The organism is Pseudomonas sp. PsB, assembly GCF_043658375.1.
Taxonomy (GTDB): domain Bacteria; phylum Pseudomonadota; class Gammaproteobacteria; order Pseudomonadales; family Pseudomonadaceae; genus Aquipseudomonas; species Aquipseudomonas putida_Z.
Genome location: NZ_JBIGLU010000046.1, coordinates 1 through 14760, shown reverse-complemented (window position 1 = coordinate 14760; position 14760 = coordinate 1). Strand labels below are relative to the sequence as shown.

Genomic DNA, 14760 nt, shown 5'->3' with positions numbered 1-14760 from the left:
GGATAATTCGTCATTACAGGCGCACCTCTCCCGTATTGCTCAGTAAGTGTCGGCGTGCCATCCACAGGTTCGACAGCGCAAACAGTGTCACCAGTTGCACGGTGTTCTTCGCTAGACCACGGAAGCGCGTCTTCACATAACCGAACTGCCGTTTGATCACCCGGAACGGGTGCTCGACCTTGGCGCGCACTTGGGCCTTGGCCTTCTCGATCTTGCGCTTGGCTTTGTACAAAGGGCTGCGCTTACCCAGCTTCTTGTATGTACTGCGGCGGGCGGCAATCTGCCAGATGACCTCTCGGCCTTCATGTTCAGGGCGTTTCTCGACGCCGGTGTAACCCGCGTCGGCGCCGACCATGTTTTCCTCGCCGTGCAGCAGTTTGTCGACTTGGGTGATATCCGCCACATTGGCCGCCGTGCCCACCACGCCGTGCACCAGACCCGACTCATCATCGACACCGATGTGCGCCTTCATGCCGAAGTAGAACTGGTTACCCTTCTTGGTCTGGTGCATTTCTGGGTCGCGTTTGCCGTCCTTGTTCTTGGTCGAACTCGGCGCATTGATCAGCGTGGCATCGACAATGGTGCCTTGGCGCAACGACAGGCCTCGATCACCCAGACAGCCATTGATCACGGCCAGGATGCCAGCAGCCAGCTCGTGTTTCTCCAGCAGACGACGGAAGTTGAGGATCGTGGTTTCGTCGGGAATGCGCTCCAGCCTCAGTCCGGCGAACTGGCGCAGGATGGTGGTCTCGTACAGCGCTTCCTCCATCGCTGGATCGCTGTAGCCAAACCAGTTCTGCATCAGATGTACGCGCAGCATCGCCATCAACGGGTAGGCCGGACGGCCACCATCACCTTTCGGGTAATGTGGCTCGATCAGGGCAATCAAACCCTGCCACGGCACCACCTGATTCATCTCGATCAGGAACAACTCTTTGCGGGTCTGCTTACGCTTGCCGGCGTACTCGGCATCGGCGAAGGTCATTTGCTTCATCGGAAAACTCGGCGGGTGGAGTCCGGGCATTTTGCCAAAATCAGGAAGTCTTCTTCAGGATTTCCCTATGGTTGCCGACTTTCCTATGTACGCTTCTTTGATTGCCTGTTTTATTACGTCATCGACATCTTTAATGAGTCTTCTAGAGCCTTTCTTGTTCCCTCTCTTCATCCTTAGCAGAGACGCTGGACCAATTTCTTCATCATAAAACTTAATGTTTCTATAAAAGGTACCATTTGAGACGCCGGCTTGCTCTAGCGCCTGAGTCAAGTTGAGTTCTTTTGCCAAGTATCTCTTTATTAAGTCGAACTGTGACTGAGCGGCCTGCAACTCCTCCAGGGGCACTACCGACTCGCTTGACAGCGACTCAACTTGAAGCAGATTAATATTATCCTCATCCCTTGAGGGTAAATGCTCAATTTCGTCAATATCGACAACTAACTTTTCACTGCTTTTTTTAGGACAACCTCAATCGTCAAGTTAGGAAGGCATTTATTAACTGTTGCTACATGCCCCCTCGCGACGACAACCAAGCCCTCCCGCAGCAAAATTTGCCCCATGTTCCCTCCCTGCATCCTTCGATAGATCACAGTTCGTTATCAGCGTAGCTGGTCTTTGAAAAATGTAAAAAATACCTTTTAGTTTGTTTTTTTACAGGATATAAAAATCACTTTAGGTTTTTTTATAATAAATTCAATGAGATAGCATAATTACGATATTTAAGAGTCACCTACATCACTCATGCATGAGTGCGAAGACTCAGAATGGGCCTAACACCAGGCTGAACTGACTGTGCCATACTTCATTTGTGGGTATTCCGGGGAATCCGAACGGAGGTCCCAACATGCGTTCGCTCACACTGATTCCCTTGCTGACCAGTTGCCTCATCAGTCCGCTGTGCGCCTCCCAGCCGTTTCCCAACACCCAGGTCAACGATGGACAACTATTGGCGCGGGACTTTAATCGCGGCGGCCACTCGCATGTACAGAAGCTAGCCAATAATCCTCACAACCATGCCGGCAAACGCCAGATTAGGGTGCACAACTACGCTAACGAGGCCGTGCCCTTCATCGTTCACGGCAAAAAGGCCTTCCGCGGAAAGCCTGTGAAGATAGATTTCGTAGCGAATGGCCGGCGTTTAAAAGGATCACCCACGAACTCTTTCTCGCCAGGCCAAGCGCAGCAGCGTCCCAAAATACTCTTTGGAAAGGCCCAGCGCTTTGTTGCTGGCTTGCCAAATAAGCCGTTGGTGGTATTCCGGCAGCCGGTGTACATCAGTAATGGCAATGGGTTCCAGGAAAAGGTGTTAATACATGTCTTCGATCCGAAACAACGGGCATTCATCGCCAGACAATTCAAAGATCCATAAATCGTACAAGCACCGCCAATTATGGGGTTGACGTAAAGACAGCAAGACACAGGGAAAGATCCATCTTTACCCTGCCCTTATATATTGACGAAAGACTATTCCGTTCGGACTTCCGATTTATAAGTTAAGCGGAAATGCGGAGTTACGTACATTTTATATACAGGTTGTAAACAGAAAATGGCCTTGTTATCAACAGGCTACCGGAATTCGATGTGCGGGACCGGGATTTGTTGAGCGCCTACCGGAGTTCTATGTGCGGTGGCCGGATTAGCATGTACGGTCACCGGAAATCCATGAGCGGTCACCGGAATAATGTGTACTAACACCGGAAAGCTGTGCGCGTCAAGATGCACTGTAAACACAAGCCCGCTGCGTGTTGTAGCCATCTATCCACACCCTATAACCCCAGTTCGTAATCCCACGTTTAATAACCACATTGCTTCTAACCCCAAGGCTTAAACCGAGCATCGCACCCCGCTGTTGCTTGCAGCTAACCCGCCAGCAATTGGAGGCGTAATTCTGGTTTGACTGCAGGTGCTCATCGCCGCCTACCCTGGCCGACGTTTTCCGGCCCCCTGTTTTGGTTTGACCTGGCCAAGGGCGTCGATAGGCTGACGTTGCCCGCTGGATCGTGCTCGATATGGGTTTCCAGCATTCACAACAAACGGAAGGTCATTATGTCCAAGGCCCTGATTGTCGACGACTCTCGCACCGACGCCTACGTATCCCAGAAATGCGCGGATCAACTGTTCGATGAAGTCAAAATGGTGGGTACCTTGCAGGAGCTCCTGCAGGTGGTGCCGACGTTCAAACCCGATGTCATTTTCATGGATGTGTACCTGGGCGAATGGCACAACGGCCTTTCCCACATTCGAGAACTCCGCTCGGGCCATGGCGAGCTCAGCATCACGCCGATCATCGTTCTCTCGAGCAAAGCCGCTGAGGAAGATAAGCGCCTGGCAGTCGAAGCTGGCGCTGCCGGCTACATCGTGAAGCCGGCTACTCTCGACAAAATGATGGAGTCCCTTCGCCGCTACGTCCCTGGTTTCATCCCCAAAGGTTGGGAGTCTGTCATAGCGTGATTGAAATACTCCAAGCAGACCAAGAACTCTTCATTGGCATCGTTGCGCTTGTGAGCCTCATGGTTGGGAGTTTCCTCAACGTCGTGGCGTACCGGCTGCCGATCATGCTGGAACGCACCTGGACCGTTGAGGCTCAGGAATGCCTGGGCCTACCCTCAAGCAAACCAGTTGACCGACTCACCTTGTCGTCGCCCTCCTCTGCTTGTCCCAATTGCGGACACAAGATTCGCCCCTGGGAAAACCTACCAGTGGTGAGTTACATCGCGTTACGCGGCAAATGCTCAGGCTGCGGTACCAAGATCAGCATCACTTACCCTGCCGTTGAGTTGGCAACCGCCCTCCTCTCCGCGTCGCTGGCCTGGCACTACGGTGTAACTCCTGCTGCCTGTGCCGCAATAGGGCTGCTGTGGATGCTCATAGCCCTTTGCCTGATCGACCTGAAGGATATGCTGCTCCCAGACGCGATTACACTTCCAGCCCTTTGGCTCGGTCTGGTTGCCAACTATTTCGGCGTATTCGCGTCTTTGCACGACGCGGTTGCAGGGATAGTGGTGGGATATATGACGTTCTGGACGATAGGAAAGCTCTTCTACGTCGTCCGCGGTGTTGAGGGCTTGGGCCGGGGAGATTACAAGCTGTTTGCACTCTTTGGTGCCTGGGGTGGATGGCAAGTGTTGCCCGCGACTTTGCTGATCGCCAGCGTGACCACTGCTGCTGTGGGGATGGCGATCAGACTCGGCCGAAAGGACCGCTGTCTGCCGTTTGGCCCTGGTCTGATCGTAGGTGGGGTGATCTCCCTGGTCTTCGGCAGTGAAATCAATCATTGGCTTCTGTACCGGTAAACGCTGAAAACCGGGACCGGAATTTCCTGAGCGCCCCATGATCTGGGCGCTTCAAGGGCAATCTTGGCTTGTGCTACGAAGCAACGCGGTTAACCTTGGGGTATTCGCTTTCTATTGCTCCGAGGTCCGCTTGCCAGCTCCAGCAAAAACACCTAACAGTGGCGCCCGCCCTTCCCCACTGTTTGATACCTACGAAACCTTTCTCTCGTCTTCGGCTGCTGAGTATGTTGCAGAGCGGCCTGCGATTGAGGAGTTCCTAAAGGTTTTCGCTCCCCATATTCCGGCAGCAAATGACCTCGCCCATGCTCGAGCGTTTTTGAAGTCCTATAGCGGCCAAGCAACCACGTTTAAGGCCTATCGCACGCAGGTAGAGCGCATCCTGTTGTGGTCCTGGATCATCGCTGGGAAATCGATTCTGGACTTGCGCCGGTCTGACGCTGAGAGATTCATGGATTTCAACGTGGCTCCGCCCGTGAGCTGGGTGGGAGATGCTGTACGCCAGAGGTTCCTCCCAAGGGGGGGCGTCTACGAACCGAACCCTGCCTGGCGCCCCTTCGGCATAAAGATTTCGAAAAGTGATCGAAAGAGAGCCAAGGAAGCCGGCGAGGAGTTGGGGGTGTCTGGTTACAAAATGGCTCAGGGCAGTATCCGGCAGGTTTTTTCCATCTGTAGTTCGTTCTTCGAATTTTTGACCCAGGAGGACCTGGCTCAAGGAAACCCCTTCAAGGCGATCAAGGGCAAAAGTCGTTGGATTAGGACAACAGCCAAACGAAGTGGAGGGAAATCCCTTACTCAGCTGCAGTGGGACTTCGTGATTGAGACCGCGGAGCTCATGGCTAACGAAGCACCGGAATCTCATGAGCGCACGTTGTTCATTGTCTCTTCTCTGTTCTCGATGTACCTACGAGTCTCGGACCTGGTAGGTAATCAGCTATGGACCCCAACGATGGGTTCGTTCGTCAAGGAGGATGAAACTTGGTGGTACGAGGTGGTTGGTAAAGGGAACGTGGAAGCGCGCATTGCAGTGAAGCCTGACTACCTCAAGTACCTGAAGCGGTACCGTCAGAGTCGTAATCTCACGCCCCTGCCGCTGAAGGGAGAGCAGGCCCCATTCCTCACAAAGTTGAATGGTGCCCCAGGATTGAGCGATCGCCAGGTGCGGAACATTGTTCAGGAGGTCTTTGATCGAGCTCTGAAGCGAATGCACGAGGAGGGACGATCGGATTGTGAAGTTGACGACCTACGTGTGGCCACCCTGCATTGGCTTCGTCACACAGGGGCGACCTTTGATGCTCCTCATCGTGATGCAAAGAACCTTCAGGCCGATCTCCGGCACAAGTCGATGAGCACGACTCAGGACATCTACTACAACTCGCTGGACGATCAGCGTGCGGCCGAAGTTGAAGGCCTGACAGTCAAGCGCTGATCCAGCGGGCGGGTTAGCGCAAGCAACAACAGGGATTAGTCTGCGATCGGCTTACCTTCCGGGTTAAAAAACAGGGTTATCTTTCTCGGGGTTACCGAATGGGGTTATAGGGTGTGGACAGATGGCTGCACCCCAAGCCCTGTCTACCGTAGGCTGCTTTGAGGCTGTACACCGGATTCCGGGACCCGTACAGCCTAATCCGGTAGCCGTACGCGAGGTTCCGGTCAGCGCTCAAAGGACTCCGGTTGATGCACGCAAGATTCCGGTCGCGCTCAGGGGATTCCGGTGGCGTACACTGGAATCCGGTCTCCTGTTGATAACCGGCTTTAAATTAGTGGATAACCTGTGCTTAAGCTGTGCGCAACCTGTGCATGGCAAATGCATTACTTTGCCGGATAATCAGTAAATCGCCTTTAAAATCAGTGGGTTAAAACTGAATTCGGTTTTCTTTGCATACAGCTTGAGTCCCGCCTGGCTAACGACCGGAATGCTGTGAGCGTGCGGGTAAAGCCACTTCTGAACCGGAATTTGTGGAACTGGAGGGCGTTCAGGCCAGGAATGCGGCTAATGCGAGACCGGATTTCTCTGAGCGCTTCCCACAACGCCCCTGCCCGCTGCTGTTTGCTCTTCGAACCGGAATCTCCTGAGCGCCAGGGGAGGCAATGAAGGTGGAACGGGGACCGGAATCTTGCGAGCGCCAGGGAATCTTGCCGGCCTGCGCCAACATGCTCATCGAGACCAACCGGAATTTCGTGTACGCCTTGTCCGAAGCAGGCTCTGCAAGTCGGACAAAGCGATGCGCAGATCGACCGGATTTTGGTGAGCGGGTACAACAAGGCACTCGCACAAGAGTGGTACGGGACCCAGCAACAGCGGATTGAGCGCGCGGTTGACGCAATATCCCAGCCCCATCAGGGGCTCCGGCGACCAGGGAGAAGCGATTACGACCAGGCCCGCATGCTGGATCTCCCGGAATTCCATGAGCTGGGAAACGTGCAGAGGGGCTGGCCTTGAGATAACGGGTGTCCAGGGTTTGCTTTACTGGTACCGGATTCCTTTGAGCGGTAATTGGCGTGACGGTGGCTACCCTTCAGCAAGACCGGATTCTCTTGAGCGGTGCCCAGCGCATGCCAATCATCGCGATTGATAGACCGGAATCTCGTGAGCGCAAGGCTAAATGACTGCTCTTGGGTGAACCGGAATCTGGTGTACACCCACTCCCCCGGGGCTTTGCAAATATGAGAAGCATGGGGGCAAGAGCTGCAGTGCGATTGAGATAGAGGTCTGAACACCGGAATTTCATGAGCGCAGCGTCCCGCTGGACGCTACACCGTTCAACACCGGATTCTGGTGAGCGCCCGGCAGCGCGCCGGCTAGGGAGGCAGAGGGTGACCGGAATTCTGTGTGCGGATGCCCGCCTGGTCTTCTTCTCGTGGGGCATCTATCCGGGCGGGGAAGATCACAACAGCGCGTTCCGAGGATTAAGGCGGCAGGGTTTTCAGCGGAAGACCGGGCCCGATACGCCGGCCGGAATTTTGTGAGCGGCCCGTATTTCCAGCCCTGTATGCACGGTCGGAGATAAGCACTCCGCAGAATGGACCGGAATTTCCTGAGCGGTCCCTCAAAGAGCGCTCATTCTCCCGGCCGGAATCTGGTGAGCGCTCAAGCTTCGGACCGTATTGCCACGGTAACCGGATTCTTGTGAGCGCACCGGTTTTCATGGGATACAGCAAAGCCTTGCTCGGTTTTATCGACCGGAATCCTGTGTACGGTATGAGAGATGCCGAACAGGTGGGTTGATCCTCTTCGGGCCGGAATGCTCTGAGCGCTCACAGGATTCCGGCGATCCGAACCGCCAAAGCGGATCTCAGAACGGCTTATGCGAAAACGGTCTTGATTTGGACTAAAAAATCAAGGTGAGGGAATATATCCTTTGCATCAGGTTTGTCGAGACGGACGACACGCGAAAAGTAAGAGAGATAGGCCATGACCGAGTTGAAGCTGACACCTGAAGAAGTACGGCAGGTAGCTGTAGATGACAGGCGATTCAAGCTGCAAACAAAGTTCGATCTGGAATCAGGTCAGGGCGTTCTCCCTTTCACGAACGAACGCTTCTTTGAGCAAAGCAACCCCATCGTCCGTTCAGCCCTCTTCTCAGCGGGCAAGATTCCCAAAGGCCTCTTCTTCCAGGAATGGACAGAGATCTTCTCCTTGGGATCTGGCTCAATCTGGTACCGCGGTCCGGCGCTGTCTACTGATCACGAACTCGTCCTTGCCCGAATCATGGTGCTGGCCCGCGGCAGATCACTGACCCAGTCCGTCAAAGTCAAACAGGCTGATGTCTGTCGCTGGCTCAAGCTCGACGACTCCGGTGCGAATTTCAAAAAGGCCAGAAGGATTCTTGATGACCTCGCCGGCGGCGAACTGCGGATATCAAGCAAGCCTGCTCTGAAGAGACTCTACAACCTGCTCACACGGCCGCCGCTCGGGCTGCCTGATAGGGACTTCTTTCTCGAGTACATCAAGAATCGCTACGGCGATCAGATCAAGGAAATCGCGGCGGCAATTGAGTCAGATGATACGGTGGTCGATATCAGCATGCGGTTCTTGACCAACCAGGCAAAGAACCACAAGACAGGGCGACTACTGCTTAACCTTGACCCGATCGCTGCAATTTTCTTCGATGGTGTGAATACCACCCTGGTGCCCTTTGAGATCATGGATCAATTGGATCGATTTGGGACCAAGCTTTTGCCCTTCATCGCATCCCATAGAGATGGCGTATGGCCTATTGGGCTTGAGAAGTACCACGAATTCAGCGGTTCAAAATCCGAGTATCAGAAGGTCAAGCGGCGGGTGAAGTCGGATCTCAAAAAGCGATTCGAAGACTGGCAGGCGAAGGCCTGGATTGAACCTGGTTGGGACATCTCCAGGAACGATGACGGGGACGAAATAGTCCGAGGGCTGAAGATCGGAGCGAAGGTTCGCATCCGTTCAGAGCTGGAGATCCTTACGGATGTAGGTGATGACTTAGAGGATGCGGAGGACATTGATGCCGCCGAGGCTGAATCTGCATGAGGCGCGGTGACCGCGCCTCCGGGGATGACTTAAGCAACGCTTGGGGTCGAGTCAAAAGCTAGGCATTCAGAAACTGGGATGAACTCTTGCCGCCGGCACAGCCAAGCCGAAAGGAAGGTGTAGGCTGTAGTGAGCGCGGCGATCATGGCCATCGTTTCTCTCTTCTCCCTTCGATTCCTTGCATTCGCTCTCGCCTGGGACTCCCCTTTGTACTTGGTGCTTACAAATAGTGATGCCACCAATGCGCCGAGCACCGCATAGAACACAGACACCAGAGTCATTTTGGCGATGAGTGACAGGCTGATGCTCAGCCATCCCTGATTGGTTCGCACTGACGCATACACCGCGAACATCAACGCAAGGATGAAACCCGTTAGGCCTGCGACCATTGCAAGTTGTCGAGGCAGCTCGAGCCAATTCATCAAGAAGGCCAGTACCACGCCTGCAGCTGGCAAGAGGTTCGTAATCGCGGCATCCGTGTAGTCGTTGTAGATGGTTGCCTGCCCCTGATGGTGCCTCCACATCGCCCAAGCTGTCAGAAGTGCACCCGCCAGAAGCATGTACTTCCAGGCCGGGCTTGATTTGAACTGCTGCCACAGTGATTTCTCCGGCGCGCGGTATGACGGCGAGGTCGAGGTTGCACTCGAAGTTTGCGCAACCTGTTGAGATGGTTGGGACTGCGGGATCTGGGCTGGTGTCTGCTGGTTCTCGATAGCACGTTGAGTTTCGATCGCTTGGGCGGCCTGAATGCTCTGCTGGAGTTCGATGGTCGCCTGCTGGCGCTGATACTCGATCTGCGACTGTCGAGCTGCTTCTTCAGCCGCCAGGCGCTCCGCAGTTTGTCGCTGCCTCATAGCCTCCTCTTCCTGGTGCTTGATGAACTGGGCCTGGGCTGAAGCCGATGCCGCTTTCCCCTTCTCTGCCGTCACATATTGATCCAGCGCCTGGATGCGGGTACCGATGGTGTTGTCGAGGCACTTCTGGTCAGTACACGCATCCCTTGTCGCGAGCCATTCACGCTGCGACTGACGGACCGCCTCATACTGGTCAGGATTTACCTCCAGGGCGGTCTTATAGGATCTGGCTAACCAATCGTCCAACCCGGAAAGGTAGCCATCTCGGCAGATTTCTTTTTCGGGGAAGCTGCTGGCCTTGGAGCAGTCAAAGCTTGCTGCCACAGTTTGGCCGGCCAGGAGGGCCAGAAGCAGGCCGGAGGCTGCTGCACGAAGTTGCATCGAGATCATCCTTTACTTGTTGATCGCCTGTCTGCGTTATCGATGGCCAGCGGCGGTTGGGAACCCCGTTGAGCCAAACGACCGACACGAATGATGCCATTCAGCACAACTGGTGGCTATCTGCCAGGCCCTCAGGTGTTACCTTCTGTACCACGTCCTTCCGCGGGCTTAGTGCCGGAGGAAAGCTCTGCCTTCATGCCTTCCAGCTGGGCGGAAAGGCGTCTCACCTCGCTGTTCTGAGTTCGAGCAGCGGCTTTTGCTTCCACCAGTCGCTCCTCGGTCTCTCGTCTCTCCTTGATGGCGCTTTCAAGCTGCCTTTCGGCCTCCGAGTGCCGAGTTTTTACCGTGGCGAGTTCGATCTTCAAGTTCATGAGTGATTGCTCCGCCACCTGCAGCTTGTCCTTCGCGCTGTCAGCCTCAAGCGTCAATCTCCTGTTCTGCGCTTGCAGATCGGTCAACTGGGAGGTCATACCAGACAGTTGCTTATTCAGGCTCAGGATTTCCCCTCTCAGCTGTATGTTGTCTGCCGAGAGGGTGCGGTTGTCTTCTCGCAGAGAGGTCAGCGCGTTATCGAAAGTCGCCTGCTCCTGCCGGCGTTGCTCGTTCAGGGCTGCGAGATAGTGCTCATGAGCATCCCGCTCTGCTTGTAGGTCGTGGGTTAGCTTGCTGGTCGAGCTCTTCTCTTCCTTTAGCGAGCGTTGCGTATCGGTTAGCACCTGTGCCATACGGGCCAACTCAATGTTGGCCGAATTCAACCGGTCAGTCAGTTCGCCCAGCAGTCGTTCGCGATCGGCAAGGGTGCCTTCAGTTTTCGCAAGCTGATCGACGGTGACTTGGTGCGCAACGCGCTCGGCATCCAGGACATCCTCCATTTCCTTGACTTGGGCCTCGCAGCGTTGCTCGCCTTCACGAACGATCCGCTCGGAGTTCTCTTTCATCTTGTCGTGAAGCGCGTTTACCAAGGCCTGCAGCTCGGTCTGGATGCGCCCGCCATCGCCCAGCATCTCAATTTCCTCATCACGGAGTTCCTTCCAGAGCCTCTGCACTGTGGAGTAGGAGCCTCCTGTGATGGCCTGTATGGAGCGCACAGTAACCGGGGAACCCTGCTTCCGAAGTTGCCCAATCGCCTGGCGAACCTCCTCTTTTGTGATCCCAACGCGGCTCATGGCAGCCCTCCTTTTTTCTTGACAGCATCCGAAAACTATGCTAGGTGGCATTTTACCGACGCACTTTTGTTACTTGTGTTACGTAACGAGTAATTACAGTAATAGTATAGGTCAGGCGTAAGAGAAAAGTGCTAAAAATAACATCGGATAAAAACTGTAATCCTTGGTCATAGCCTAAAAATTGCCCTGTACGTGATTTCTGACGGTTTCATGTGGGGTGTAGGGCGTACTTTGCGCGTACGGATGAATTTGGACGCGGGGCTGATTTGGCTACTAATCGTCGGGGCTGTTACTGAGAGGGGCGGCCGCAAGCTGGGAATGCAGGAAGACATACAGCCTTCCAATACCGCGATGAGGTGGTGAGCCGAGCGCGAGTGTATTCTGTCGTCCTTGCTCTAACTGAACTCACAGGAAACGGAATGAAAGGGCCGGTCGCGACAGTCGAGCTCTGGGAAAAGGGCCGATGTGTTTTCAGTCACGCGGTCTCTATGGAGCTGCTCCAGGCTGCTGTTGATGAAGGTTGTCATTTGCTGCTTGTAGGAGGAGACGGGGCACCGGTGCTTGGCAAAGATGCAATGGTCCCCCTAGGTAATCTGTTGAAACGACAACGGAGCCAGCGCGGCCAGCAACCTGCTGGTCAGCCAAACACTGAAGATCGCTCGCCCGATGTCAGCTTGGGGTGGCTCATCGCACTGTTCGAATGGGCCTGTCAGAATTCCCCGCTCGCAGAAATCCGGTACGTTCACCATGCCGAGTTCAGCCTTCCCACACCGAAGCAGCCCTTGCTTCGGATCGAACAGCATGACTCAGGCCGCTACGCCCCTCGGACTTGGGAGAATGCCAAGAGCGCTGACATTACCGTCGCCTTTGCCTCAGATTTCACACCCCGGGGTGAGCAATTGACACTGCGGGCGGCTGGTGAAGCCTATCTGGCCATCCCGGTTTCAATCGAGCCAGTCGCCGCAGCCCGGCGCCTCTATAAGGCGATGTCAGCTGCAAATGCGCGCACCTTGAATGTCGCCGGGAACGGTATCTACACACTGTCTAAGCATGGCTGGACGCAGGAGAGCATCAATGCCTGGGTGTACCAAGTCATTGGCAAGGTCCACCAGCACTGGCCAATCGAGTTCATCCGATCTGGCGCCCAGACAGGAGCTGAGGTTGCCGGTTTGGTTAGTGCGCATGCGCTGGGTATTGATTGTCTGGGCCTGTTTCCGAAGCACTTCCTCCAACGAGCGGAGGACAACGTTGATGTGCGTCGTACTGCAACAGAGCTCGAAGCTGAAATTCGGACCTGGGCATTGTTGCTTGGAGTTGAGAATCCATCGACTGATGATTAGGCCTGGCGCAAGCGGTAGGCATCGTACCCCTGCAAGAAATAGCCTTTGGATACGAGGCTGTTCAACAGTCGCTGATTGACGATCGATTGCACGTACACGATCAACTCATTGCTGTCCGCAATACGTTCTGCATTGCTCAGGAAGAGTGTGAATTGCCCCTTCACTCGCTCGCCTTCATTCGAGACTTCAAGATCAGCCAAGTCAAGCGTCCAGCGGCCTTCCCCGTCAATCCAGCGTGCCGCGATCCGGGCATAGACCTATGCGCTACCTGTGGTGATGCGGTCCTGCTTCACTTCATGGCTTCCGTGAAACACAGCGAGTTCCCATATGGCTTCCTCGATGTGCGATGCCTGGATGGTGCCGAGTGGGTGGAGGTCGAAGCAACCCGTGAGCAAATGGCCAGGGGCGAGTATGACGAGGCCTACTACTGCCTGGCAGCACTTGCTGGATTCCCTAACAACTTTCCTGCTGCATACCGGCGCCTCCTGCAGGATTCCTTTGAAAGCTCCATCGTCGCAATCCAGAGACTGAGCGTGAGTAGTAGGCGGGCATGAGGCCCGCCCTTCGCTTATTGGTCTTGGATCACCTCGAAGTAGCCCGCCGATTTCTCCACGGTGGTTTCCCCGCAGTGCGGACATTCAACCGGCCAGCGGTCCAGGTCGCCCAGCGCATTGGGACTGAATTCGCGGATGGTGAAGGCTTCGCTGCACTTGCTGCAAATGAGCTGGTGGTCTTCGTACACAAGGATTCTCCAATCTGAAGGGCTAACTCAATCTCTATCTTGACTGAGCCTCTACCCTTTACAGTTTTCGAACAGGCGCCTATTCCGGCGGGTCAAAAGCTATGCTTTCAATCCGACCAAAAGGAACCCAGACATGTGCAGCCACTATGAGGCCCCGGAAACTCAGCGGTTGATCGATGGATTTGGGGTAGCTCCCGAGGGGCAGTTCAAGATGGATCTCTGGCCCTGCTACGAAGGACCATTTATCCGTCTGCGTGACACTGAATCCCCTGATGAGGAAGGGCCGGAATTTGAGGCGTTAGTTGGCCAATTTGGGCTCTTGCCTTTTTGGGCGAAAACACGAACGTTGGGGCGTGATACTTACAATGCTCGCACCGAGACTGTGGCGAGCAAGCCTTCCTATCGAGTGGCTTGGCGTGAAGCGAAGCACTGCATCATCCCGGCCGCGGCAATCTATGAACCAGATTGGCGCACAGGAAAATCGGTCCCAACCCGCATCAGCAGGAAGGACGGCGGCATCATGTCGATCGCTGGGTTGTGGGAACTGTGGAAGACTCCTGAGGGCGATTTGCATTCCTACACGATGCTGACTGTTAATGCGGATGACCACGCACTAATGCAAAATTTTCATAAGCCTGGTTCAGAAAAACGCATGGTCGTCATCCTGCCAAACGGGCTGATCCAGGATTGGCTCCGCGCGCCGGCGGAGCGAAGTATGGATTTCATGCAGCAGTACCCTGCCGATCGCCTCCAGGCCGAAGCTAGGGGATGAACGTTCCTGGGCAGAAAGGCTCGCAGGGTGCGTTCCAGGCGCAATATGAAGCTCAGTGCCCCTGCTGGCGCTTATATTCCTGCCATGCGTCGATCGGGGTGTTGATGCCTGGCTTGTTTATCCAGCTGTATCTCCCATGCTCGCCAAGTTGGGTCCACCACTGGAGTGCATCCTCTCCGCCGACAGCCAGAATGGCCATGCTCACCTCAGAGGTCAGCTCCCCAGGAGCAAGCTGGGCGTCGAACATTTCAAACAGAGTCTCAAGCGTGGCTGGTTTTCTCGGAAGATTGTCCTCTACGGTGTAGCCGTAGGACCCTTTTTGTCCCAAGAGAAAGCCATTACCGCTGGCAGATCCGAACTTCACCCCATCGATGGCGTTATCGATCATCTTGGGGATTTCTTCCAGGGCATCAGATGGCGCATCGATCTCGATTGTGATCTTCATTTTGATGCGCTCGGGTAGGCTATCAGCCATGAAGGTGCTCCTGACGATGAAGGGCTCTTACAGAAGCCTGAAATGTAGCGCGGCCTCGCCTGCACTCGCCATTCCCTCTACAAGAAAATTTTCCTGAGTAAGTGAAAGCCCCCTAGTGGCACAGGAAGCCCGCGTCGATGATGGACAGCAGACGTCCGAGCTTAGGGAAGGTCTGAAGTAACCCTGTATTTCCGGTCGACTTCAGCCCTTGCTGCTTTTGAAAGCGGGCCGTCGATCAA

At 54.8% G+C, this 14760-nt stretch carries 14 protein-coding genes; 7 read left to right on the top strand and 7 right to left on the bottom strand.

What is annotated here, in order from left to right:
- Positions 1-13: 13 nt before the first annotated feature.
- Both ACGLHT_RS27365 and ACGLHT_RS27360 read right to left on the bottom strand, forming a co-directional pair.
- A complete protein-coding gene (locus tag ACGLHT_RS27365; protein ID WP_274121125.1) occupies positions 14-994 on the bottom strand; it encodes an IS5 family transposase in 981 nt (326 codons plus the stop codon).
- Between the two features lie 54 nt (positions 995-1048).
- Entirely contained in the window at positions 1049-1282 is a 234-nt protein-coding gene (locus tag ACGLHT_RS27360) for a hypothetical protein (protein WP_394520743.1), read from the bottom strand.
- 556 nt (positions 1283-1838) lie between these two features.
- Between ACGLHT_RS27360 and ACGLHT_RS27355 the strand changes: the two genes are divergently transcribed.
- The 5 genes from ACGLHT_RS27355 to ACGLHT_RS27335 all read left to right on the top strand — a co-directional run bounded on the left by ACGLHT_RS27355 (position 1839) and on the right by ACGLHT_RS27335 (position 8791).
- Positions 1839-2363: a hypothetical protein gene (locus ACGLHT_RS27355; RefSeq protein ID WP_274121127.1), complete on the top strand. Its 525-nt coding sequence runs from the start codon at positions 1839-1841 to the stop codon at positions 2361-2363.
- A gap of 677 nt (positions 2364-3040) precedes the next feature.
- Positions 3041-3445, top strand: a complete 405-nt coding sequence (locus tag ACGLHT_RS27350; protein ID WP_274086072.1) for a response regulator — start codon at positions 3041-3043, stop codon at positions 3443-3445.
- Positions 3442-4287 (top strand): A24 family peptidase, encoded by an 846-nt coding sequence (locus ACGLHT_RS27345; RefSeq protein ID WP_274086073.1) that lies wholly within the window; start codon positions 3442-3444, stop codon positions 4285-4287. The genes ACGLHT_RS27350 and ACGLHT_RS27345 overlap by 4 nt, the downstream gene beginning before the upstream one ends.
- Before the next feature lie 37 nt (positions 4288-4324).
- The gene (locus tag ACGLHT_RS27340) at positions 4325-5713 is read left to right on the top strand and encodes a site-specific integrase (protein ID WP_274121128.1); all 1389 of its coding nucleotides are present in this window, start codon (positions 4325-4327) and stop codon (positions 5711-5713) included.
- Between the two features lie 1986 nt (positions 5714-7699).
- Entirely contained in the window at positions 7700-8791 is a 1092-nt protein-coding gene (locus ACGLHT_RS27335; RefSeq protein WP_274121129.1) for a TrfA, read from the top strand.
- A gap of 29 nt (positions 8792-8820) precedes the next feature.
- Here ACGLHT_RS27335 and ACGLHT_RS27330 read toward each other — a convergent pair whose 3' ends face one another.
- Both ACGLHT_RS27330 and ACGLHT_RS27325 read right to left on the bottom strand, forming a co-directional pair.
- Positions 8821-10026: a hypothetical protein gene (locus ACGLHT_RS27330; protein ID WP_274121130.1), complete on the bottom strand. Its 1206-nt coding sequence runs from the start codon at positions 10024-10026 to the stop codon at positions 8821-8823.
- 131 nt (positions 10027-10157) lie between these two features.
- Complete coding sequence (locus ACGLHT_RS27325) at positions 10158-11192, bottom strand: DNA-binding protein (RefSeq protein ID WP_274121131.1); 1035 nt, start codon at positions 11190-11192, stop codon at positions 10158-10160.
- Between the two features lie 419 nt (positions 11193-11611).
- Here ACGLHT_RS27325 and ACGLHT_RS27320 point away from each other — a divergent pair, with 419 nt between their 5' ends.
- On the top strand, positions 11612-12532 hold the full coding sequence (locus ACGLHT_RS27320; protein ID WP_274121132.1) for a hypothetical protein: 921 nt from the start codon (positions 11612-11614) through the stop codon (positions 12530-12532).
- On the opposite strand, the gene ACGLHT_RS27315 is transcribed toward ACGLHT_RS27320, so the two are convergent.
- Together ACGLHT_RS27315 and ACGLHT_RS27310 are read right to left on the bottom strand one after the other, a co-directional pair.
- On the bottom strand, positions 12529-12732 hold the full coding sequence (locus ACGLHT_RS27315; RefSeq protein WP_274121133.1) for a hypothetical protein: 204 nt from the start codon (positions 12730-12732) through the stop codon (positions 12529-12531). The genes ACGLHT_RS27320 and ACGLHT_RS27315 overlap by 4 nt on opposite strands.
- A gap of 368 nt (positions 12733-13100) precedes the next feature.
- Positions 13101-13274, bottom strand: coding sequence for a hypothetical protein (locus ACGLHT_RS27310; protein WP_274121134.1), 174 nt, complete (start codon positions 13272-13274; stop codon positions 13101-13103).
- A 133-nt stretch (positions 13275-13407) separates the two neighbouring features.
- Between ACGLHT_RS27310 and ACGLHT_RS27305 the strand changes: the two genes are divergently transcribed.
- Positions 13408-14046: an SOS response-associated peptidase gene (locus ACGLHT_RS27305; RefSeq protein ID WP_274121135.1), complete on the top strand. Its 639-nt coding sequence runs from the start codon at positions 13408-13410 to the stop codon at positions 14044-14046.
- A gap of 52 nt (positions 14047-14098) precedes the next feature.
- On the opposite strand, the gene ACGLHT_RS27300 is transcribed toward ACGLHT_RS27305, so the two are convergent.
- Entirely contained in the window at positions 14099-14521 is a 423-nt protein-coding gene (locus ACGLHT_RS27300) for a hypothetical protein (RefSeq protein ID WP_274086017.1), read from the bottom strand.
- Positions 14522-14760 lie beyond the last annotated feature (239 nt).

Excerpts from the sequence above, each read along its gene's own strand:
- ACGLHT_RS27325 (WP_274121131.1), bottom strand. The coding sequence starts at position 11,192 with ATGAGCCGCGTTGGGATCACAAAAGAGGAGGTTCGCCAGGCGATTGGG.
- ACGLHT_RS27350 (WP_274086072.1), top strand. The coding sequence starts at position 3,041 with ATGTCCAAGGCCCTGATTGTCGACGACTCTCGCACCGACGCCTACGTA.
- ACGLHT_RS27335 (WP_274121129.1), top strand. The coding sequence starts at position 7,700 with ATGACCGAGTTGAAGCTGACACCTGAAGAAGTACGGCAGGTAGCTGTA.
- ACGLHT_RS27365 (WP_274121125.1), bottom strand. The coding sequence starts at position 994 with ATGAAGCAAATGACCTTCGCCGATGCCGAGTACGCCGGCAAGCGTAAG.
- ACGLHT_RS27340 (WP_274121128.1), top strand. The coding sequence starts at position 4,325 with ATGATCTGGGCGCTTCAAGGGCAATCTTGGCTTGTGCTACGAAGCAAC.
- ACGLHT_RS27300 (WP_274086017.1), bottom strand. The coding sequence starts at position 14,521 with ATGGCTGATAGCCTACCCGAGCGCATCAAAATGAAGATCACAATCGAG.
- ACGLHT_RS27320 (WP_274121132.1), top strand. The coding sequence starts at position 11,612 with ATGAAAGGGCCGGTCGCGACAGTCGAGCTCTGGGAAAAGGGCCGATGT.
- ACGLHT_RS27305 (WP_274121135.1), top strand. The coding sequence starts at position 13,408 with ATGTGCAGCCACTATGAGGCCCCGGAAACTCAGCGGTTGATCGATGGA.
- ACGLHT_RS27330 (WP_274121130.1), bottom strand. The coding sequence starts at position 10,026 with ATGCAACTTCGTGCAGCAGCCTCCGGCCTGCTTCTGGCCCTCCTGGCC.
- ACGLHT_RS27355 (WP_274121127.1), top strand. The coding sequence starts at position 1,839 with ATGCGTTCGCTCACACTGATTCCCTTGCTGACCAGTTGCCTCATCAGT.